The sequence below is a fragment of the Microcoleus sp. D2_18a_D3 genome (assembly GCF_036702455.1).
Taxonomy (GTDB): domain Bacteria; phylum Cyanobacteriota; class Cyanobacteriia; order Cyanobacteriales; family Microcoleaceae; genus Microcoleus.
On sequence record NZ_JAUBTK010000007.1, the window covers coordinates 74295 to 95676 of the forward strand.

Sequence of the window (21382 nt, forward strand, 5' to 3'; positions counted from 1 at the left end):
TACAAAAAGTCTGCTATAACAAATTAATATCGATCGCACTTCTCGATCGCACTTTACAAAACAACCACAACTTAGGAGTCAATCGCTGATGATGCTAGGAACAACCGATATCCCGCAATTAAAGCCGCTTTCCGACTCAGAACTACACAAAATGAACGCCTACTGGCGGGCGGCAAACTACCTATCCGTCGGACAAATCTATCTCCTCGACAACCCCCTACTCAAAGAACCCCTCAAAATCGAACACGTCAAACCGAGACTCCTCGGACATTGGGGCACTACTCCAGGTTTAAACTTCATCTACGTTCACCTCAACCGCATCATCAAAGCCCAAGACCTCAACGCCATCTACATCGCAGGCCCCGGACACGGCGGGCCGGGCTTGGTCGCCAACACCTATCTCGAAGGCACTTATACCGAATATTACTCGAACATTTCCGAAGATGAAGAGGGTATCAAACGGCTGTTCAAACAGTTCTCCTTTCCCGGCGGTATCCCCAGCCACGTCGCCCCGGAAACCCCCGGTTCGATTCACGAAGGCGGCGAACTCGGCTACGCCCTGGTGCACGCTTACGGGGCAGTCTTCGACAATCCCGATTTGATTGTGGCGGCCGTTGTCGGCGACGGGGAAGCCGAAAGCGGCCCGCTAGCTGCTAGCTGGCATTCTAACAAGTTTCTCAACCCGGTTCGCGACGGGGCCGTGTTGCCGATTTTGCACTTGAATGGCTACAAAATTGCCAATCCAACTCTGTTGGCCCGCATTCCGCAGGAGGAATTGGAAAGTTTAATGGTCGGTTACGGCTACAAACCTTATTGGGTGGAAGGTTCAGACCCGGAAACCATGCACCAGTTGATGGCTGCAACTCTCGATACCGCGATCGGCGAAATTAAGGCGATTCAGGAAAAAGCCCGGACAGAGGGCTATTCCGGCCGTCCCCAGTGGCCGATGATTGTGATGAAAACTCCCAAAGGCTGGACGGGGCCGAAGGAAGTTGACGGTAAGAAAACAGAGGATTATTGGCGATCGCACCAAGTCCCACTTTCGGAAATGGCTTCTAAGCCGGGACACGTCCAACTCCTGGAAGATTGGATGAAAAGCTACAAGCCGGAAGAACTCTTCGACGAAAACGGCAAGTTAATTCCCGAATTAGCAGAACTCGCACCCAAGGGAGCTCGACGCATGGGGGCAAATCCCCACGCTAACGGCGGTCTGCTGCTGCGAGACTTGAAAATGCCGAAATTTGAAGACTACGCCGTTGACGTGCAAAAACCGGGCACTGTAATGGCAGAAGCAACCCGCGTTTCCGGCCGCTTCCTGCGAGACGTGATGAAACTAAATCAGGAAAACGCCAATTTCCGCATTGTCGGGCCCGACGAGACGGCCTCAAACCGCCTCGATCCGGTGTTTGAACTGACGAACCGGATGTGGGCGGGAGAAATTTTGCCCGAAGACGACCACATCTCCCCCGACGGCCGGGTGATGGAAGTCCTCAGCGAACATCTATGTCAGGGATGGCTGGAAGGCTATTTGCTGACGGGACGCCACGGCTTTTTCTCCTGCTACGAGGCGTTTATTCACATCATCGATTCGATGTTCAACCAACACGCCAAGTGGTTGAAAACTACTCGTCACATTCCTTGGCGCCGACCGATCGCCTCTCTCAACTACCTGCTAACTTCTCACGTTTGGCGGCAAGACCACAACGGTTTTTCTCACCAAGATCCGGGTTTTATCGACCACGTAATTAACAAGAAAGCCGAGGTTGTGCGGATTTATTTGCCGCCGGATGCGAATACTTTGCTGTCTGTAACGGATCACTGTCTCCGCAGCCGCCACTATGTCAACGTGATTATTGCAGGGAAGCAGCCGGCATTGCAGTATTTGGATATGGATTCTGCGATTAAACACTGTACCGCCGGCATCGGCATTTGGGAGTGGGCCAGCAACGATAAAGGTGGCGAACCGGATGTGGTGATGGCTTGCGCGGGTGATGTTCCGACGCTGGAAACTTTGGCTGCTGTTGACATTCTCCGCCGAGATTATCCCGATTTAAAAGTACGGGTGGTGAATGTGGTGGATTTGATGACGCTGCAACCTGCTAGCGAACATCCCCACGGTTTGTCTGACAAGGATTTTGATACTTTGTTCACGAAAGATAAGCCGGTGATTTTTGCTTTTCACGGCTATCCTTGGCTGATTCACCGCTTGACTTATCGCCGGACAAATCACTCGAATATTCACGTTCGGGGTTACAAGGAAGAGGGAACGACTACGACGCCGTTTGATATGGTGGTGATTAATGACCTCGATCGATTCCATTTAGTTGCAGATGTACTCGATCGCGTTCCGAAACTGAGTTCTGTCGCAGCTTACGGCAAACAAGCTATCCGTGACAAGCTGATCGAACACAGGCACTATATCAACGAACACGGCGATGATATGCCGGAAGTCCGCGACTGGAAGTGGCCGCACGCGGGCCCGGTTTCGTCGGAAGCGCCGAAGGAAACGAAAGATCCGACAACGACAGGAGATCAAACCGTGCGATCGGGTGCACCGGGCTAGGTGCGATCGCTTGTAGAGCACAAGCTACTCATCCCTATGATTGTCAACCACAGAGAAAATTAACGATTTTGCGAGTATACAACCTAGGCAAGATCGAGGTTTCATCTCAGTTTGACAATCATAGGGAGTGACATCAGTTAAATAAAGCTTCAGCAAGCAATCTCAAGTTCTAGGTATGCGCCCGGAACAATAGTGTCGATCGCGTTCCGAATATCGTCTTGATGCCTTTGAATGCGAGGCCAAGAAGTAGACAGCAAAACCACAATAGCAATTTGTCGGCTTGTCAGGTTTTGTTGATAACGCAAGTTGCGATCGGTTGTTACCAGCAGATTATACCCATCGCGTTCGGCTGTGTCGAGCAGATCGCCATTTGCTAATGTTGACCATCCACGTTCATAAGCAGTATCTACTGTATGACTCAGCAGCGATCGGCGCAACGGTACTGGCGTACCTTGATCGAACAATATCTTCATGCCACCATCTGCGTTAACGAGGCTAGCGCGCGATCGAGTAGCACCTCAACTTGGGCGCGAGTTACTCCCGGAAACCATTCCAGAAACTCGTCAATAGATGCTCCATCTTTAAGGTTCTCGAAAAAGGCGGCAACCGGTACGCGCGTTCCCCGAAATATCCATGTACCACTCACCTTGGTTGGATCGCGTTCAATGACTTCAAATAGATCTACATTCTGCATGGCGATCGTTGCTTGTTGCGGATCGAGTAAAACAACTAAGATAGAATTAATCTTACCATAAATCAACGGTGATTTAGGATTTGTATATTCAAAAGAGGCGGTCATGCTTAAAGAAATAGAAATTCAAAATTTTAGGTGCTTTGAGCAAATCAAAATTTGTGGGTTTGAAAGAGTCAATTTAATCGGCGGTAAAAACAATGCTGGCAAGACAGCCTTGCTAGAAGCACTTCTTCTCAATTTTGCTCCAGACCCTAGCATTCTAGCAATGCTAAGAGTGCTGAGAAGAGAGCCATCAGAAGCCCTACAAGCCATGCCTAATAGAGCCTGGGATAACTTATTTTATGCACAAATAAAAAATAAATTTATAGTAATTATTGGCAAAGACGACAACAATAACACCGAGCGATTAGAAATTAAAGTAGAAATTAATTCAGTTAGATATAAGATAAATTTTGAGTTCATGAGAAACGAAGACCAATCTACTTGGTCATTAACAGAGGTTTCTGCCCAAGGTTTAATGCGTTATTACAGTTCTCTTGACGAAGTACCAATCATTCCCTCCTGGATCAGGATTTCGGGAAAAGAACTCACACAAGCATACGATAAAGCGCGTTTGGATGAGAAAGATAGCGAAGTTTTGAAAGCTTTTCAAATTATTGACCCTACAATCGAATCAGTAGAGAGTTTTACGATTGGGGAACCTACGCTCTACTTGAGAAGAAAAGGCGAAAAGCGTTTGCCTTTATCATTGTTTGGAGATGCCATTAACAGAGTGGCAGAAATTATCCTTAAACTGGTAAACAGCGAATACAAAATCTTGCTAATCGATGAGATAGAAAATGGCATACATTATACAAACCAGCGGGAGTTTTGGAGAATGTTATTTCGGTTAGCGGTTGAACTGGATACCCAGATTTTTGCGGCCACTCACAGTTTAGAGATGCTGCAAGCATTTGCGGATGTTGGTTTAGAACCCAATCAGAAATTGAGCAGTGCATATTTTGAGCTAGCAAAGAAACCGAAAACAGATCAAATAATCGGAATCCGGCGCGATTTAGAAACTTTGAATTACGCACTAGAGCATCAAAAAGGAGTGAGAGGTGAGTAATATTGTCATAGTAGAAAGTAAAAATGATGCAATTTTTATGCAGGCAATGGTTGCCCAACTAAACTGCGAGATCCAGGTAGAAAAACCTATTTACATAGATGATTATGAACGTTTGGAAGGATTGAGCGAAACAAAGTTAATCACTACTTTAAAAGCTTTAGAAGCCGACCTTCAAAAAAGAGATATAGAAAAAATTGGGATTATTATTGATATTGATAACTATTCAGAGGCAGAGCGGCTGGAATTCGTAAATGAATGTATACAACAGGTGTTTGAATCAGAAACTTTGTCAAGCACTAAACAATTTATAGATATTTGGGGAGATAATGGAACAACTGCAAAATTGGCTTGTTACTTTACAAATGTTGGAGGTATAGGCGAACTGGAAACGCTTTTAAAGGCAATAAAGGCTAGAGAATCACCTCATGCTGATTGTTTGAATAGCTGGAAAACTTGTATAGAAAGCCAGGGACAGCAAATTAACCAGAAAGGTTTTGATAAATTCTGGGTGAGCATCTATCTCAGGTATGATACTTGCTCAAATCAGGAACAGACGCAAGCTGGAAAAAAATGCAGTATGTCTGGGTTTGATTATGTTATGGAACACAAAAAAGATATTTGGGATTGGGATAATCCTGCTCTCGATGATTTGAAGGAGTTTTTTAAACTCTTTTGCTAATATAGTAAAATTCACACACAATTAACTAACTCATGAGCTTAAGAATCTACTTTGTACGACACGGTGAAACGACTTACAGCCAAACAGGCGGTTTCTGCGGCGCTATCGATCCAGAATTAACGCCCGAAGGTTCTCAAATGGCAGAACAGTTTGCCGCTACTTACGCAAAATTGCCCTGGGAGGCTGTTTATGTCAGTCCGATGAAACGAACTATTGCTACTGCAAAACCTTTGTGCGATGCTGTGGGAATTGAAATGCAGCTTCGCGACGGACTGAGGGAAATTAAGTACGGTGAGTGGGAAGGCAAAACAGTAGAATCAGTCAAAAAAGAATACGCAGAAGATTATATTAACTGGCTGACAGAACCTGCTTGGAATGCACCAAACGGCGGCGAAACTTCTGTGCAAATTGCCAGTAGAGCTTCCTTAGTTATCGCAGAAATTGAGGAAAAGTACAAAAACGGTAATGTTTTGGTTGTCTCGCACAAAGCGACTATTAGAATTATTCTGTGCAGTTTGTTGGGGATTGATTTGGGACGTTATCGCGATCGCATTGCCGCTTTAGCAGCTTCTGTCAGTATTGTCAAGTTTGAGGTGCACGGGCCGCTGCTGGAGGTTTTGGGCGATCGATCGTACATGGATGAAAACCTCCGCAATTTGCCCGGTACTTGAAATTGCCGGTAAGGTGCGGGATCGCACCTACATTCTGCAACTAAATCGCGCCTATGTTAGACAATCCTAAAATAGCACCTGCTCCCAAAATATGACCAAAGGCCATAGTTCCCACAACTGCACCCAAACTCAAACCGCCGAACATACTCGATGAGGGCATTGCTGGGCCTGTGTGAGGCTTTTGGATGGTTGATTTGCCGATCGCAATAGCTAAAATATTGCAAAGAATCATAATCAAACCGATCGTGGGGCTCCACTCTATGGTTCTGGGGGCAACGGCAAGTAAAATTGGTGTAAACATCGATCGACTCCTTAAACTTTAGTAAACGAAAATGTGCATAGAAGATATATCAAAAAAATGCAACTGTTCGCTACACATTGCATTAACAGTTAATTTTTCGACATATTTCTTAAAAATTTTCCCAGGATCTCAAGGTTTCTTAGTCTGTGCAGGCGGATGAAAGTTGGACAAGATGCGATTGCAATCGCCTAGCGATCGAAAGAACGAATCAACAGGAAATAATAAAGCATGAAAATACTGGTGTTAAATGCGGGTTCTAGCAGTCAAAAAAGCTGTCTTTACGAGTTAAACGATGTCCTCCCCGATCGACCTTTGCAACCCCTCTGGTCAGCTCAAATTGATTGGACTCACCAGCAGGGTATAGCAGAGTTGACAGTCAAAACAGCAAAAGGCGATCGGCTTGAAGAGGAGTTTGCCTCAGACTCTCGCAAAGATGCTATTTCTCGAATGCTGCAGAGTCTTTGGAGGGGAAGAACTCAAACAATTAATGATTTAAAAGAGATTGATATTGTCGGCCACCGCGTCGTACACGGCGGACAAGATTATCAGCAAAGTACGTTAATTTCGCCGGATGTTAAAAAGGCGATCGCCCGTTTATCTGTTTTCGCCCCCGTTCACAATCCCGTTAACCTCGAAGGTATCGAAGCGATTGAAAAAATTCTCCCAAATGTGCCGCAAGTAGCAGTATTTGATACAGCTTTTCACGCACAATTGCCGCCCGCAGCCTTTGTTTATCCCGGCCCCTATGAATGGCTGGAAAATGGGATTCGCCGTTACGGTTTTCACGGGATTAGCCATCAATATTGCGCGCGTCGGGCCGCCGACATTCTGGGTCAAGATGTGGCAGATTTGCGGTTAGTTAGCTGTCATTTGGGCAACGGATGTTCTCTGGCGGCCATTCGCGGTGGCTGGAGTGTTGACACCACGATGGGATTTACGCCTCTGGAAGGTTTGATGATGGGAAGTCGATCGGGTTCGATCGATCCAGGCATTATCATTCATCTGTTAAAACAATCCGATTTTACTGCTGAGAAACTTGATGGTATTCTCAATCGAAATTCTGGTTTAAAAGGGATTTCAGGGGTGTCTAGCGATCTGCGGCAGATTGGAGATGCGATCGCCCAAGGTAATCAGAGAGCTCAACTTGCTTTGGATATTTACATCCACCGTTTGCGTGCCGGAATTGGTGCCATGCTGGCCAGTTTAGGAGGGTTGGATGCTTTAATTTTTACGGCGGGAGTTGGGGAAAATTCTGCTATTGTACGGGCTGCCGCTTGCGAAGCTTTTGGATTTATCGGGTTAAAATTGGATGGGGATAAAAATCAACATTCACCACTTGATCAAGATATTGCGGCAGTGGATTCTGCCGTAAGAATTTTGGTAATTCACACGCAGGAGGATTGGGAAATTGCGCGAGAATGCTGGAAACTTTATCACTAATTTATTTTATGAATTCCTTCAACAGCGATGCCCACTCAGCTTCGCATAATGGTCAAAAATCACGAACGGCGCAACCGGAATATATCTAATTCATCTGCGTTAATCTGTGTTTATCTGCCCTAATCTGCGGTTAAAAAAAGAGAATGTATTCACCGCAGATGACAATGGATGGACGCGGATTTACGCAGATAAAGAGAGGTAGAGACGTTTATTCTTCCATTTTCCCTGAAACATCATTACTCATTCAGCAATGCTGTGGGTTGATGGTGGCGCCGATTACAAAACTTGCCTGGGGGCGATCGGAATTTCAATAATAAACTCGCTCCCCTCTCCGGGTGCAGAAACGCAAGTCAATTTTCCGCCATGAGAACTCACAACAATCGAGTGAGAAATAGACAATCCCAAACCAGTTCCCGAACCCACGGGCTTAGTTGTAAAAAATGGATCGAATATCTTGTGCAGCACCTCAGTGCTCATCCCCGGCCCGTTGTCGGCAATTCTAATTATGACAGAATTCCTGTCAGTCACCTCTGTAGAAATTGTAATCGTAGGCTGTTGATGAGAGTTTTCCTGGCAATGTCTTGCTACGAGGAGAGCATCGATCGCATTGGTGAGAATATTCATAAACACCTGATTGAGTTGTCCGGCGTAGCATTCCACCAGGGGTAGAGAACCGTAGTTTTGAATCACCTCAATAGACGATCGTTCCGGTCTATCTTTGAGGCGGTGTTGCAAAATCAGTAGGGTGCTGTTAATACCCTCATGGATATCCACTGGTTTAAACTCTGCTTCGTCCATCCGCGAAAAGTTCCGCAACGACAGGACAATTTGGCGGATGCGATCGGTACCCATTTTCATCGAAGACAGCATTTTGGGCAGGTCTTCTTGCAAGAACTCCAGGTCGATTTCTTCGGCTGCTATTTGAATTTCGTCAGCAGGGTTAGGATAGTGCTGTTGATAAAGCTGCACGAACCCTAACAAATCTTGGGCGTATTCCTGTGTATGGACGAGGTTGCCGTGAATGAAGTTGACCGGGTTGTTAATTTCGTGGGCGACTCCAGCAACCAGTTGCCCCAAACTAGACATTTTTTCGCTCTGAATTATCTGTGATTGGGTGCGTTGCAACTCACTTAGGGCGTTTTTGAGTTCAACGGTGCGGTCTTCCACCCGGTCTTCTAATTCTGCATTACTTTTTTCTAAGGCGGTAAACGATTCGCGCAGTTGTGTTGCCATGTGGTTAAAGGAGTTGGCAAGGGCGTTGAGTTCTTGAATACGGCTGTCTTCTACAGCTTGGTCGAAGTTGCCAGATGTTATTGCCTCACTCGCCCGATTCAGTCGCAGAATCGGACGCGCAATCCAACTGGAGGTAATAACGCCCATCCCACAAGCTACCCCCAATGCTGCTAAGCAGAGCAAGATTGTGGTGCGAGTGTTGGCATCAATCTGTGCCATGAACTCGCTTTCGGGCACACTCACCACCACTAACCAATCCAATCCATATTGGTCGCGCCAAGGAGTGACTTGCACATAGTAGAGTTCTCCCTGAAAATCAAGTCGGAGATCCGTGTTTCCAGAAATGGATTGAAACCCTTTGAAGCGTTGCTGGATTTGTTTGGCAATTCCCTGCACTATGGGATTGCCACTGTCGATCGCCTTCAAACGCCGAATCTCGTCTTTGACGGTGGTAAAGGGTTGTTCTTTCGCAGAATTTGCGATCAACAGCCCATTTCGTTCCATGATGAAAACCTGCCCTGAGCTACTGACATCTATATTCCGTAAGAAATCGCTCAGTTTCAACAGATGGATATCGACTCCAACCATTCCTAGCAAGCGATTATTTGCGTCATAGATGGGGCGACCAGCGGAGGCAACGATGTAGGGATAATTGGGATAATTCATGGTGACGATCCGCGACCACATGGGTTTACCTGCTTTCACGGGCTCGGTGTACCAGGGTTCTTGGAAGTTGTTCCAATCATAAATAGTCAGGACGTGAGTGCGATCGCCTTTGCTATCGGTGGCGTAACTGCTGACATTATTCGGCGGTTTCGGACTCCAATCATCAATCACGACGGTTTTGCCGTCGTAGCGTCCGGCTCCTACTCCCTCACCCGTGGTCAGTCCAATGCCGATGAAGCTTAGGTCATAGGCCTGCATTTGGTGCCAGAAATACTTAGCGACGGTTTGGCGATCGCGCACATCCAGCAATCCCATCCGAATCGCCTCGGCGTTAATCTGAATCACTTGATGCGGAATAGATAAATAAGCATTCAGATGTTGATTCACCGTACTGCTGGTTCGATCCATCAACCGATCCGCCAGGTCGTTTACCGCTTTTTGCCCATTTTTGAACGACAAATATCCCACCAAACCGACCGCTCCACAGATTTGCAAAACAAATGGCACCATCAGTATGAGCTGCAATGGGATCGCCTGAGTTTTGCCGAAGTGACGTATCTTCATGATGTGAAATTACTTTTATTTTAGTATGATCTACTATCTACAGTTCGATCATGAAGATACACACACTATTTACTTTTTTAATTAAAAATCTGACACTTTTTATCCTTTCCCGGAGCATTGCCACCTCGTCGTGATGAAAAGCCCTCAGTGCGGCTGCAAAAGGGCGATCGCCCTTTTAGGAAAACCAGATCGCTCGACTTTGCTACAGAGTTTTCGCCGAGTTTAAATTGCGAATTCAAAGTTTAGTAAACTGAGATGTTACACGATTCTCAATAAGGTTTTTATGGGCGGGTTCGGGGGCGCACCCCACAAGAAATTCATTTTTTGTGGAACAGGCCCGAAAGCCTGTTCATGAAAATGGTGAAAGATATCAGGTAAACGCAATGCGTGGCCGGATTGTTAAGGGTTGCTAACTGTAATTTATTTGGGGATGTTGGTTGATGGTAGCGCCGGTTACAAAACTTGCCTGGGGGCGATCGGAATTTCAATAATAAACTCGCTCCCCTCTCCGGGTGCAGAAATGCAAGTCAATTTTCCGCCATGAGAACTGACAACAATCGAGTGAGAAATAGACAATCCCAAACCCGTTCCCGAACCCACGGGCTTAGTTGTAAAAAATGGATCGAATATCTTGTGCAGCACCTCAGTGCTCATCCCTGGCCCGCTGTCGGCAATTCTAATTATGGCAGAATTCCTGTCTGTCACCTCTGTAGAAATTGTAATCGTAGGCTGTTGATGAGAGTTTTCCGGGTAATCTCTTGCTACGAGGAGAGCATCGATCGCATTTGTCAAAATATTCATAAATACCTGATTCAACTGAGACGCATAACAAGTAATTAGGGGTAGCGTGCTGTAATTTCTAATCACCTCAATTCCCAAACGCCCGCCCTCTTTTCTCAGGCGCGGTTGCAGCAACATCACCGTACTGTCGATGCCTTGATGGATATCTACCGACTTCATTTGCGCTTCGTCGAGGCGCGAGAAATTCCGCAAGCTTAGCACAATATCCCGGATTCTTTCCGCTCCTACTTTCATGGAATCCAGCAACTTTTGCAAATCCTCGCTCAAGAATTCCAGCTCAATTGTTTCTATTTCTTCGAGAATTTCCTCAGCAGGTTCTGGATAGTGCTGCTGGTAAAGCTCAATCAATTTTAGCAAGTCTTTAACGTATTCGCTAGCCGGATTAAGATTGCCGTAGATAAAACTTACAGGATTATTAATTTCGTGAGCGACACCAGCGACCATTTGCCCCAAACTAGACATCTTCTCAGTTTGGATTAATTGAGCTTGAGTTAGTTTCAGTTCGCGCAAAGTTTGTTCTAAACGCTCGTTCTTTTCATTTAACTCCTGCGTCCGTTCTTGCACTTTCTGTTCCACAGAATTGTAAAGCAGAGCATTTTCCAAAGAAATAGCAACTTGGGAAGAAAGCAACCTTAAAACTTCTAATCTGTGGGGAGTAAATGCTCCGACAGTCAAATTGTTTTCTAAATAAAGAATGCCGATCAGTTTGCCTTGATTGATGATTGGAGTACACAAAATAGATTGCAGTTTGTGTTTAGCGATGTAAGGATCGGCTGTGAATAGTCCCTCAGCCGCCGCATTGCTCAACACCAAATCCGAGCGAGTCCTTTCCACATAATTAATCACCGTCACAGGTAAATCCTGATAGTCTCCAACAGGCGTAAATTGCAGCACAGCTACATCTTCAGCAAATACTGACGCTTTAGCTGAAATCAACAGTTGACCATCTCTGACTAAAATCAGAAAACCTAATTGAGCCCCCGCATTTTCCAAAGATATTCTCATCAAAGAAGCCAGCAACTTATCGAGGACAATTTCGCTAGAAATCGCCAGAGATGCTTTCATTACCGTTGCCAAATCCAGCACTCTCGCATCGCTGCCAGTAGAAGTATGAATAGTTGTGGTAGTTTGACTGTTGTTAAAACTTCCGTTAATCGGCGTCATTTCCCGCAACTGCGGATACTTCTGTTCTAAATCTTCTACTTTGCGAACTGCACCCCAGCGCAAGTAGCACGAGTGAGCTTCGCGCAAGTGGATTTTGGCATATTGATACTTGCCTTTACTCAACCAAAACTTAGCTGCTAGTTCATTAGCTAGCGCTTCATTTTGGACAAACTCATTGTCTTGGGCTAAATTTATAGAGAAATCGTACAATTCTACAGCTTCTGAATCTTTCTTGGAAATTCTGGCTATTTCTGCTTGTACTAAAAGGTACTTGTGCAGAAAATTTTCGGCACAATTGTCTGCCCAAATTTTCATCTGTTTTTGGTTTTCCTCTAATTTTTCCAAGTATTCCTTTTGCTTCTCTTCTGAAACATTTGGGAAAACGGCGGCTAAAGTTAGAGAAAAGAAAAAATTCCATTCAGTAGCGGGTATGGCTCCGGTAATAAAAGATAGCTGTTTTTCTACTTCAAAAGCTAGTTGTAGCGCTTCGTTGAAGTTGCCGTACCAGTACATTACCTGGCATTTGCGAATCTGATAAAGGCAGAGCGAGTACAAATTCTGATGAACTTGACAGTTGTGTACGTATTCAGCTTCGCTGATATCTTCGCTTTCAAATACAAACTTTTCAGGAGTTAGTTTGCTCAAGTTACGCAGGATTAACTCTACTCCCAATAATATATCGGTTACAAGCTGATTTTTGGTTTTTTGGCTGAACTGCAAATACCTGCTCGTGTCGGCGAGAATTTGCGAGATTTCTTTACCTTGAAAAAATGAGTTAGCTATGCGGTTGGACAGGATATAACCCGCATACTCTAAATCTCCAGATTCTAAAGCTGCTTGATATCCTTCATTGCTGATCGCGTGGGAATCTTTGATGTGGTTGAACCAGTAATAAAAAATACTGACCAGAGATGAACAAGCTCTGCATTTCAAGCCGATATTGCCAGATTTTTCGCTGAGATTCAGCGAGAGCAAGCCGAATTGATACGCAGCTTTGTAATCTCCCGAAACTGCGTTTAAAAACATACCGTAGCCAGCATAGCAAAGAGATGCTTCGGGTACTAAACCGTATTGTAGAGAAAGATTGACTCCTTTTAAAACGCTGACTTTCCACAAGTCGGGATTTTTGAGGTACGCCGATGTCAGCAAGTTTGTAATTAACTTGACTGCAACTTTTTTGTCTGGTACAGTCATTTCGGGGGCGTCAATTAGGGAAGCTATTTCTCTACCTGCTAAAATATTTGTGGCTGTTGCAAATTCTTCGGATATGACTTTTTGTAGCCCATCTAGCGGCAAGTCAATGCCTAGCAAGTCTAAAGCTGTGATTCCGGCTTTAACGGCTTCTTCGTACTTCGCCCGCAGGGTGTACTGCACGATCAGCAGGTTGTAAATTTCTACCTTTTCTAAGGGCGATCGCGCTTTTTCCAGAGTTATATTAATAAATTCTTCGGAGTTCTCGAAATAACCGTTTAAATACTCGACATTTGCCCGCTCCATGTGCAAAGCAAAGGCTAAGTCATAGTGGGAATCCCAAATATCGGCGCTCAAACCGTCCATGCCTGCCGTCAAATACTGCAAGGCAGCAACATAAGCAGTGGCATCTTTGGCTCTGCGGGCCGCGTCTAAATTCAGCGTGGCCAGTTCAATTAATTCTCGATCGTCTCTAATTAGCGATCGAGCCACATTCAAGTGATCGACTAATTCAAAGATTCTGTCAGCGCGATATTCAGCCGGAGTGTTTTCTAGGATTTGCCTGCCTATTTTCAGGTGAACTGCCTTTTTTTGCGAGTCGTCGATCAGAGCGTAAGCTGCTTGTTGTACGCGATCGTGCAAAAATTTATAATTCAGAATTAATAGCGGAAACATCACGTAATCTAATGACTTGCTTTCCAATTCCGAAGTTGGCAGAATCAGTCCCGACTTAATCGCGGGCAACAGGTGAGAAAAAGTTTCCGATGCTTCTTTTTCATTAATTAAAGAAAGAGTATTCAAGTCAAATTCGTTGCCCAAACAAGCCACCAAACGCAAAACTTGCTGCGTTGAACTTGGCAGTTTTCTCAATTTTTGTACCATCAAATCTACTACATTGTCAGTGATAGCGCACTGCTCAATTTGAGTCATATCCCAATGCCAGCCGCCCTTGCTCCCCGACTGTGGCGGGTGAAAAACTAGCAGGTTTTCCTGATACAATGTTTGTAGGAATTGATTGACAAAAAAAGGATTGCCGTCGGTTTTGCTGATTACCAATTCAGCTAACGGTTTGACAGATTCGCGATCGCTGTGCAAAGTCTCCGCAATCAAATGAGTTATGTTTTCCACCCCCAGCGGCGACAAAGCAATTTGATTAATGATAGCTTCCTGATTTCGCAGCGTCTCCAAAGTCATCATTAAAGGATGAGTAGGACTAACTTCATTATCCCGATAAGCGCCAATTAAAAACAGATATTGCGTAGCTTCATCTGTCATCATCAATTCGATCAGCTTGAGAGTAGCAGAATCAGCCCACTGCAAATCGTCGAGAAAAATGACCAGCGGATGTTCTGGCTGGCAAAATACGCGAATGAAATTTTGAAATACTAAATTAAAGCGGTTCAGAGATTCCGTCGGCCCCAATTCAGCTACAGGAGACTGAGCGCCGACAATTAGTTCAACTTCGGGAATAACATCAATAATAATTTGCCCGTTTTGACCGAAGGAAGTGCGGAGTTTTTCGCGCCAAACTGCTAATTGAGCCTCGCTTTCAGTTAACAGTTGCCGCACCAATTCCGAAAAAGCGCTGACAACGGCCGAGTAAGGAATAGTCCGCTTGTACTGGTCAAACTTTCCCCAAATAAAATAGCCGCGCCTGCGGGTAATAGGTTTGTCTAAAATCTTCACCATTGCAGATTTGCCAATGCCGGAATAACCGGCAATCAGCATCATCTCGCTGCGGGATTTATGCTGTCCTCTAGCCAAAACTGACAGGGGAATTTCTTTTTTCGATTTGATCTCTTTTTTGATTACAGAAATTTGAGATTCGTCGGTGCGGTAGCCTCGATTATTTGTTGCTGCTACCCGTTCAAATGCGGCTAAAAGAGTTTCAACTTCTCGCTGTCTGCCGTAAAGTTTTTGAGGTATTTGAAATTTGTCGGAAATATCTTGGCGACCGAGAGGAAAATCCGAAACAAACCCAGATGTTTGCCACTGAAACAGGCAGGATTCCAAATCTGCTTTTAGTCCCCAAGCACTTTGATAGCGCTCCTCAGCGGTTTTTGCTAACAATTTCATCACAATATCTGAAACAGCTTGAGGAATTTCTGGGGCAATTTCAGCGAGAGGTACTGGCTGTTTGGCAATGTGACAGTGAACTAACTCCATCGGATCTGTAGTGGGAAAAGGGAGTTGTCCGGCCAGGATTTCATAGAAGGTCACGCCGAGGGAATAAAAGTCGGTGCGGTAATCGACTACCCGGTTCATTCTGCCGGTTTGTTCGGGAGACATATAGGCTAAAGTGCCTTCTAAAAAATTGGGATTTTTATTGGTAATATTTTCGAGATTGGATGCTGTTGAGATGCTGAAATCTATGAGTTTCACTTGTCCTGTAGCCGGATTAAAAACTATATTAGATGGATTTATATCTTTATGAATTACATTTTTTCCGTGAATTTCGCCCAAAGTTTCAGCAACTTTGATAGCCGTAGTCAGAAATCCTAAAATAGTGAATTTTTGGGAGCCCATAAATATTTTTAAAGATTCCCCGCCAAAATCTTCTAAGATCATTGCCAGACTATTTCTAACCTGTTGCAACTTATACACTTTCACAACTCCGTCCAACAGGCTTAAGTTGGCAGTGATCTCATATTCGCGCTTGTATCTATTCAGTTCTTCAGGAGTCGGATAGTCTTCTTTGATAAGTTTGATAATAACAGGTTGGTTGTTCTGCTCGTTGTGGCCGCGGTAAACCAGGGAAGTGCTGCTTTCATAAATGAGAGCGAGAACTGCAACGCCGGGAATTGCCATCATAGTTGGGTTCTCTCAAATTAGGTGTGCTTGGTCAATGTTACAGGACTTACGCGCGGCGGGCTAGAAACCGGGTTTCTTCGTTGCTAGTCGTTGACAAACCCAAGATTTTTTCGTGTAAATCGGGTTTCTTTTCGTAAATCCTATGTTATTTTTCATTATCGCTCAAGAGCTATCTTTTGGGATGTGTGGGAAAGCAGGCCTTGACAGCAAAGAGGTACTGCTGACAAAAGCACGCTGGGGCTTTCGTCACCTCAGCAGTTATGTAAACAAAATCACAAATACAGGATTTGTGCAAGGATTTACTCTAATGCTCGATCGCCCTGTTGACAACTAAATCATCTCAGATTCTCAGCAATCGCTTGGCTTTAGTGGAGCTTCACCACATCTCGCGAAAATACGCAAGTGCTGAAAGATTTATTTTTTCCGGCGATCGGGCACGAATTTGGGGTGCTTGAAAAAAACCGGGCGGTGCAAATCTTAACTATAATTCGCTACCGAGGCGCCCAGGGAGTTAAGTGTTGCTTCACAAGCTGCAATTTCCTTCAGTTCTATCTATTTTGACCGATCGATTAACAATACTAACTGACCGAAAGCATCCAGGATACAAGCCCCCTGATTCATTCCTTCCCAGACTCAGAACCCAGAAATAAAAAACCTGTATCCGATAAACAAACCCCCGAATTTATCCGTGGGGTCAATTCTAAAATCTAAAATCTAAAATCTAAAATCTAAAATCGATTGACCGTTTGACCAGGGTAAATTTGACAAAAAATGCAGAATTATTGCACCTTGTCTGGTGCGCGGCCGCGAACCCTACATTAATCAAATTTGCCTAACTCTTAAGAAAAGTTGAGGAAAGATTAAGAATTATTGCCATAAAACCCAGGTAAAGTTGTTTGAATTGCGAGTCAAATGCCAAGCAGGCAAAGCGTTTGAGCATTTCCCAAATGTGTAAATCCTCAGAAACTTAGTATTTCTCAAGGATTCATCCGGTGAGAAAATCAGAAACAACCTTAAAATTTAGCAGTAATCGCCCGATCGGGCAATTCTCAACCAGCACCAGGAAAAAACCTATGAAATTGGCTTATTGGATGTACGCAGGCCCAGCCCACATCGGCACTTTGCGCGTGGCCACTTCCTTCAAAAACGTCCATGCGATCATGCACGCACCCATAGGAGACGACTATTTCAACGTCATGCGTTCCATGCTGGAGAGGGAACGGGATTTCACCCCGGTAACTACCAGCGTCGTTGACAGACACGTACTGGCGCGGGGTTCGCAGGAACGGGTGGTGGACAACATCACCCGCAAAGACAGAGAAGAACACCCGGATTTAATCGTGCTCACCCCGACTTGCACCTCCAGCATTCTGCAAGAAGACTTGGAAAACTTCGTGGAGAGAGCTCAATTGGATGCTAAAGGCGATGTATTGCTGGCGGATGTTAACCATTATCGGGTAAACGAACTGCAAGCAGCCGATCGCACTTTGGATCAAATCGTCCAATTTTACATAAACAAAGCCCGCAAAAAAGGCGATTTAGTAGAAGCCAAAAGCGAAAAACCATCTGTCAACATTATCGGTATGTCTACCCTGGGTTTCCACAACCAGCACGACTGCACCGAGTTGAAGCGTTTGATGGCAGACTTGGGCATTGAAGTCAACGAAGTTATTCCCGAAGGTGCTTCGGTTCATAACTTAAAAAGACTGCCGCGCGCTTGGTTTAACTTGGTTCCTTATCGGGAATTAGGGATGATGGCCGGGGAGTATTTGCAAAAAGAATTCGGTACGCCGATGGTGGATATTACGCCGATGGGTGTGGTGGAAACTGCACGCTGTATCCGCAAGATTCAGCAAGTTTTGAATGCTCAAGGTGCGGATGTTGATTACGAAAATTTTATTGACCAACAAACGCGGTTTGTGTCGCAGGCTGCTTGGTTTTCGCGATCGATCGACTGCCAAAACTTAACCGGCAAAAAAGCCGTCGTATTTGGCGATAATACGCACGCTGCGGCGATGACGAAGATTTTGGCTCGCGAGATGGGAATCCACGTTGTGTGGGCTGGAACCTACTGCAAACACGACGCTGACTGGTTCCGGGAACAGGTTAGCGAGTATTGCGATGAAGTGCTGGTGACGGACGATCACGGGGCGATCGGAGATGCGATCGCCAAAGCGGAACCTTCGGCGATTTTCGGCACGCAAATGGAACGCCACGTCGGTAAGCGGTTGGATATTCCCTGCGGCGTAATTGCTGCACCGATTCACGTTCAAAATTTCCCGATCGGCTACAAGCCATTTTTGGGTTATGAAGGTACAAATCAGTGCGTAGATTTGGTCTACAATTCCTTTACTTTGGGAATGGAAGACCACTTGCTGGAAATCTTCGGCGGCCACGATACCAAGGAAGTTATTACCAAGGGCATTTCGGCTGATTCTGATATGGGTTGGACGAAGGATGGACAAGCTGAGTTGAATAAAATCCCTGGTTTCGTGCGGGGTAAGGTGAAGCGGAATACTGAGAAGTTCGCGCGCGATCGGGGGATTGATAAGATTACCGTTGAGGTTCTTTACGCAGCGAAGGAATCTGTCGGCGCGTAGTTAGTTGTAAGGTGGGCAAATGCCCACCTTATTGCTAATCTCTTGAATCCAATCTTAGTAAACTTAAAATCTTTCCAACCAGTTTTCTAAAGCTAAGTCTATCAAAATTTCTAATTGTGTAGATTGGTTTGTTACAGTTGTCGGCTTTATAAACTTTTCAAAATCTTGAAACTTATAAAAACTTGACACGCCTCTTTTACCGGGAGGAATATAGCCTGCCAAGATAACATTCTGCAATTCATCAGCAAGGACTTGCATTCTGCCTAGAGGTTGCCTGTAACTTACTGATTGTTTATCAGGGATGGGTAGATACAAGTAAATTCCTGGATCATTTGATGAATTAGCCAGATTCATTTTTGATGAACTGCTCTGACGAATTTCAGCACAAATTTTACTTTGACCGCGACCATACTTAACAACACCACTAGCAGTTATTTCCTGAATTTTCTCATGGAAACAAAGAATCTGTTCTCTAATTTTAAGAACTTTTCCCTGATGTTCCGAAGTGCATTCGGCCATAATGTTATACAATGCTTTGGGTGGTTCCGGTAAATTGGCTGCTATATCCCAAACATCTTGTTGACTGTGTTGAAACTCTGCACTAAAAACCTGACCTGTATCTATATTATTAAAATTTATAAAAAGTTTATTTTCCTCTTGAATTACATCAAATTTCAATAATTCAAAAGATAGTTGGCTGTACTTTATATCTATTAAATTTTGTTTATGAAAGCTAGGTGCAATAGCGACCAACCTGATAGGTTTGATATAATCTATTTCCCGATCGTATGGTTTGAAATGAATCAAATTACTATAATAACGAGTTAATTGCTGAATCAGACTTTTATCTGCCTCATTTTTTAGCTCTTGCACTACTAACTGTTTACTTTCATCTACTGCCAAAATATCACCAACTTCTCCGTTAACCGTATGTTGACGGTTCAAAGGTGTTAGTCCAAACAAACAATCCAAGTTATCCCACACAAAATCTTCCAAGGCTTTTTCACTTCCAAATCCCCATTGTTTTCCGGATTTTTTCAGTATCGTGTTAATAGCAGGAGTTCTAATAGACTTTCCGTGTAACGACCGCTGCCTCGATTTAATTCTCAACTGTTGTTCGCGACGCTTAGCTTTTTCTAGCAAATCCTCGGCTTGCATTATTCTTTGAAATGGCTTAGTCATATTAAGTTGATGAATGTAATAAATATAAATTTCAACATATCACATTAGAAGAATTCCGTCAATCAATACTTTCTACTTGTCATCATCAACGCTTGCGTTTTCAAACCAAGTGCGATGGCCTTAATAATGTTCATTTTAGATGAACTTCCCGATTCTTTCAGCGCGCATATCGGGAATAATTGTATCCCAATTAATCAGTCCTTGATTTTTTATTGATGATGCTTTGACGACTAAAACTCCACCCACATAATGAACCTCGCACTCTTCATCCATATTTGCTGGTTAGCTGTTGCCAGTTTCATCGGGCGGCGAAGCTACTTCCTGCTTTCTCCGCTGCCATAACAGGAAATCAGCAAAGTTGAGGATTTCTTGCAGTTCGACTTCAGAGAAATTTTTCAGTTGGTCAACAATTTGTTCTTGGATAGGTATCACGGCTATTGTTTCCTTGCTTAACACGATCGCCCTTATTCAGTTTAACACTATTGTCGGAGCGATCGCCCTTTTCCAACAAGCGTGCGATCGCCCACCTGAAAAATTGCTATAATATCAAATGAGCCAACCTTGCTCTCAGTGAAAAAATATGTCAACCCCTACACAAACTCCCCAAACAAGCACCCTTGAGATAACTATCAATCAGGAACAAAAAGAACTGTTAGAAAAAGCAGCTACCCTGTGGAGTCTTAGTCTGAGCGAATATCTGCTCGAAGTTGCTCTAAATCTAGCCGAAGAACTGCCATTCAAACCAGAAACGATCGTTCTTTCCGAACCCAATTGGGAAATTGTTACCTCAGCGATTGAAAACCCACCAGAACTTAACTCTAAGCTGAAAGCAGCGATCGAGAGGTATCGGCAAAAATACGAAAGCAAATAAATAAAGGTTAACGTTTATGAGCGATTATATCTCTTTACAAAAAGTCCTTGAATATGTTGAAGTTCTCTCAACCGAAGAACAAGACTTATTAGTTGAATTAATCCAAAAACGGCGGATTGAAAATCGTCGCGAAGAAATTGCTATAAATGCTAGAAAAACCCTAGCAGCGTTCAAAGCAGGGAATGTCAAGCGCGGTAATCTAGAACAATTGAAAGCTGATTTACTGGATGATGATGAATGAGAAATTTAGTATGGGATAACAGCTTTAAGCGAGCTTTTAAGCGGATTATTCGCAAAAATCCACACTTAGAAGCTAAAATGTTGGCTATTTTGGAAAATTTAGCAAATGACCAATTTGAACCATCTTTAAAATCTCATAAATTGCGCGGTCAATTAGAAGGATTATGGGCGTGTTGGGTTGAGTACGATTGCCGGATTATTTATAGTCTCGCTCGGGATAGTGAAACAGCAGAAGAGTTGATTATATTGATTGATATTGGAACGCATGATGAAGTTTATTAGAGAGCAATTACTTTATCCTGATAAGTCCTAGGAGGGCTAAACAATGATAACAGCAACATTATTTCAGTGGGTAAAACTCAAGCAAGATGTTCCTAATACTCCAGTAAAAAAAGGGGACACGGGAGTGGTATTAGACCCTCTCCATCCAACCAGAAAGCAGCCCGAATCTGGATATACTTTAGAAGTCTTTAAAGATGGTGAAACTTTAGACGTGATTGCGGTACCTATTTCTTGGGTGACACCGCTACCTGAAATTTGGGGAGATTCTCAATACAGCTCAACTGACATTCAAGAGAAGAGTTTGCATTAAAATAGGAGGAA

At 44.2% G+C, this 21382-nt stretch carries 19 protein-coding genes; 11 read left to right on the forward strand and 8 right to left on the reverse strand.

Annotation, left to right across the window (positions count from 1 at the left end):
- Positions 1-88: 88 nt before the first annotated feature.
- Positions 89-2563 (forward strand): phosphoketolase family protein, encoded by a 2475-nt coding sequence (locus QUB06_RS05490; protein ID WP_333434447.1) that lies wholly within the window; start codon positions 89-91, stop codon positions 2561-2563.
- 149 nt (positions 2564-2712) lie between these two features.
- Here the strand turns inward: QUB06_RS05490 and QUB06_RS05495 are convergent, their stop codons facing one another.
- Positions 2713-3036, reverse strand: coding sequence for a hypothetical protein (locus QUB06_RS05495; protein ID WP_333434448.1), 324 nt, complete (start codon positions 3034-3036; stop codon positions 2713-2715).
- On the reverse strand, positions 3033-3362 hold the full coding sequence (locus QUB06_RS05500; protein WP_333434449.1) for a DUF433 domain-containing protein: 330 nt from the start codon (positions 3360-3362) through the stop codon (positions 3033-3035). Before QUB06_RS05500 ends, QUB06_RS05495 begins: the two co-directional genes overlap by 4 nt.
- Here QUB06_RS05500 and QUB06_RS05505 point away from each other — a divergent pair.
- Genes QUB06_RS05505 through QUB06_RS05515 form a run of 3 tightly spaced genes read left to right on the forward strand, consistent with a single transcriptional unit; the run spans position 3361 to position 5715 of the window.
- Positions 3361-4365 carry an AAA family ATPase gene (locus QUB06_RS05505; RefSeq protein WP_333434450.1) on the forward strand — a complete coding sequence of 335 codons (1005 nt, stop codon included), beginning with the start codon at positions 3361-3363 and terminating at the stop codon, positions 4363-4365. The two genes, QUB06_RS05500 and QUB06_RS05505, sit on opposite strands and share 2 nt — an antisense overlap.
- The gene (locus QUB06_RS05510) at positions 4358-5044 is read left to right on the forward strand and encodes a DUF3226 domain-containing protein (RefSeq protein WP_333434451.1); all 687 of its coding nucleotides are present in this window, start codon (positions 4358-4360) and stop codon (positions 5042-5044) included. The genes QUB06_RS05505 and QUB06_RS05510 overlap by 8 nt, the downstream gene beginning before the upstream one ends.
- Before the next feature lie 32 nt (positions 5045-5076).
- Positions 5077-5715 (forward strand): histidine phosphatase family protein, encoded by a 639-nt coding sequence (locus QUB06_RS05515; RefSeq protein ID WP_333434452.1) that lies wholly within the window; start codon positions 5077-5079, stop codon positions 5713-5715.
- Positions 5716-5755: 40 nt separating this feature from the next.
- Here QUB06_RS05515 and psaK read toward each other — a convergent pair whose 3' ends face one another.
- Positions 5756-6016 carry a photosystem I reaction center subunit PsaK gene (gene psaK / locus QUB06_RS05520; RefSeq protein WP_333285462.1) on the reverse strand — a complete coding sequence of 87 codons (261 nt, stop codon included), beginning with the start codon at positions 6014-6016 and terminating at the stop codon, positions 5756-5758.
- A gap of 228 nt (positions 6017-6244) precedes the next feature.
- Between psaK and QUB06_RS05525 the strand changes: the two genes are divergently transcribed.
- Positions 6245-7456 carry an acetate kinase gene (locus QUB06_RS05525; protein ID WP_333434453.1) on the forward strand — a complete coding sequence of 404 codons (1212 nt, stop codon included), beginning with the start codon at positions 6245-6247 and terminating at the stop codon, positions 7454-7456.
- Between the two features lie 276 nt (positions 7457-7732).
- Here the strand turns inward: QUB06_RS05525 and QUB06_RS05530 are convergent, their stop codons facing one another.
- A complete protein-coding gene (locus QUB06_RS05530) occupies positions 7733-9919 on the reverse strand; it encodes an ATP-binding protein (protein WP_333434454.1) in 2187 nt (728 codons plus the stop codon).
- A gap of 453 nt (positions 9920-10372) precedes the next feature.
- Positions 10373-15886 (reverse strand): AAA family ATPase, encoded by a 5514-nt coding sequence (locus QUB06_RS05535; protein WP_333434455.1) that lies wholly within the window; start codon positions 15884-15886, stop codon positions 10373-10375.
- Positions 15887-16028: 142 nt separating this feature from the next.
- On the opposite strand from QUB06_RS05535, the gene QUB06_RS05540 reads away from it, so the two are divergent.
- The gene (locus QUB06_RS05540) at positions 16029-16220 is read left to right on the forward strand and encodes a hypothetical protein (protein WP_333434456.1); all 192 of its coding nucleotides are present in this window, start codon (positions 16029-16031) and stop codon (positions 16218-16220) included.
- Between the two features lie 739 nt (positions 16221-16959).
- Positions 16960-18486, forward strand: coding sequence for a ferredoxin:protochlorophyllide reductase (ATP-dependent) subunit B (gene bchB / locus QUB06_RS05545; protein WP_190659189.1), 1527 nt, complete (start codon positions 16960-16962; stop codon positions 18484-18486).
- Between the two features lie 63 nt (positions 18487-18549).
- Here bchB and QUB06_RS05550 read toward each other — a convergent pair whose 3' ends face one another.
- The 3 genes from QUB06_RS05550 to QUB06_RS05560 all read right to left on the reverse strand — a co-directional run bounded on the left by QUB06_RS05550 (position 18550) and on the right by QUB06_RS05560 (position 20100).
- A complete protein-coding gene (locus QUB06_RS05550) occupies positions 18550-19668 on the reverse strand; it encodes an endonuclease NucS domain-containing protein (RefSeq protein WP_333434457.1) in 1119 nt (372 codons plus the stop codon).
- A 135-nt stretch (positions 19669-19803) separates the two neighbouring features.
- Entirely contained in the window at positions 19804-19941 is a 138-nt protein-coding gene (locus tag QUB06_RS05555) for a hypothetical protein (protein WP_333434458.1), read from the reverse strand.
- Between the two features lie 9 nt (positions 19942-19950).
- Entirely contained in the window at positions 19951-20100 is a 150-nt protein-coding gene (locus tag QUB06_RS05560; protein ID WP_333434459.1) for a hypothetical protein, read from the reverse strand.
- Positions 20101-20248: 148 nt separating this feature from the next.
- Here QUB06_RS05560 and QUB06_RS05565 point away from each other — a divergent pair, with 148 nt between their 5' ends.
- From QUB06_RS05565 to QUB06_RS05580, 4 genes are read left to right on the forward strand one after another with little or no spacing between them, the layout of a single operon-like run.
- Complete coding sequence (locus QUB06_RS05565; RefSeq protein WP_333434460.1) at positions 20249-20539, forward strand: DUF1778 domain-containing protein; 291 nt, start codon at positions 20249-20251, stop codon at positions 20537-20539.
- Between the two features lie 16 nt (positions 20540-20555).
- The gene (locus tag QUB06_RS05570; protein WP_333434461.1) at positions 20556-20780 is read left to right on the forward strand and encodes a hypothetical protein; all 225 of its coding nucleotides are present in this window, start codon (positions 20556-20558) and stop codon (positions 20778-20780) included.
- Positions 20777-21061, forward strand: coding sequence for a type II toxin-antitoxin system mRNA interferase toxin, RelE/StbE family (locus tag QUB06_RS05575; RefSeq protein WP_333434462.1), 285 nt, complete (start codon positions 20777-20779; stop codon positions 21059-21061). The genes QUB06_RS05570 and QUB06_RS05575 overlap by 4 nt, the downstream gene beginning before the upstream one ends.
- 43 nt (positions 21062-21104) lie before the next feature.
- A complete protein-coding gene (locus QUB06_RS05580; RefSeq protein ID WP_333434463.1) occupies positions 21105-21371 on the forward strand; it encodes a DUF4926 domain-containing protein in 267 nt (88 codons plus the stop codon).
- Positions 21372-21382 lie beyond the last annotated feature (11 nt).

Coding starts and splice junctions, on each gene's coding strand:
- bchB (WP_190659189.1), top strand. CDS start 16,960: ATGAAATTGGCTTATTGGATGTACGCAGGCCCAGCCCACATCGGCACT.
- QUB06_RS05570 (WP_333434461.1), top strand. CDS start 20,556: ATGAGCGATTATATCTCTTTACAAAAAGTCCTTGAATATGTTGAAGTT.
- QUB06_RS05550 (WP_333434457.1), bottom strand. CDS start 19,668: ATGACTAAGCCATTTCAAAGAATAATGCAAGCCGAGGATTTGCTAGAA.
- QUB06_RS05505 (WP_333434450.1), top strand. CDS start 3,361: ATGCTTAAAGAAATAGAAATTCAAAATTTTAGGTGCTTTGAGCAAATC.
- QUB06_RS05515 (WP_333434452.1), top strand. CDS start 5,077: ATGAGCTTAAGAATCTACTTTGTACGACACGGTGAAACGACTTACAGC.
- QUB06_RS05555 (WP_333434458.1), bottom strand. CDS start 19,941: ATGGATGAAGAGTGCGAGGTTCATTATGTGGGTGGAGTTTTAGTCGTC.
- QUB06_RS05500 (WP_333434449.1), bottom strand. CDS start 3,362: ATGACCGCCTCTTTTGAATATACAAATCCTAAATCACCGTTGATTTAT.
- QUB06_RS05530 (WP_333434454.1), bottom strand. CDS start 9,919: ATGAAGATACGTCACTTCGGCAAAACTCAGGCGATCCCATTGCAGCTC.
- QUB06_RS05495 (WP_333434448.1), bottom strand. CDS start 3,036: ATGAAGATATTGTTCGATCAAGGTACGCCAGTACCGTTGCGCCGATCG.
- QUB06_RS05490 (WP_333434447.1), top strand. CDS start 89: ATGATGCTAGGAACAACCGATATCCCGCAATTAAAGCCGCTTTCCGAC.
- QUB06_RS05535 (WP_333434455.1), bottom strand. CDS start 15,886: ATGATGGCAATTCCCGGCGTTGCAGTTCTCGCTCTCATTTATGAAAGC.
- QUB06_RS05565 (WP_333434460.1), top strand. CDS start 20,249: ATGTCAACCCCTACACAAACTCCCCAAACAAGCACCCTTGAGATAACT.
- QUB06_RS05540 (WP_333434456.1), top strand. CDS start 16,029: ATGTTATTTTTCATTATCGCTCAAGAGCTATCTTTTGGGATGTGTGGG.
- QUB06_RS05525 (WP_333434453.1), top strand. CDS start 6,245: ATGAAAATACTGGTGTTAAATGCGGGTTCTAGCAGTCAAAAAAGCTGT.
- QUB06_RS05580 (WP_333434463.1), top strand. CDS start 21,105: ATGATAACAGCAACATTATTTCAGTGGGTAAAACTCAAGCAAGATGTT.
- psaK (WP_333285462.1), bottom strand. CDS start 6,016: ATGTTTACACCAATTTTACTTGCCGTTGCCCCCAGAACCATAGAGTGG.
- QUB06_RS05575 (WP_333434462.1), top strand. CDS start 20,777: ATGAGAAATTTAGTATGGGATAACAGCTTTAAGCGAGCTTTTAAGCGG.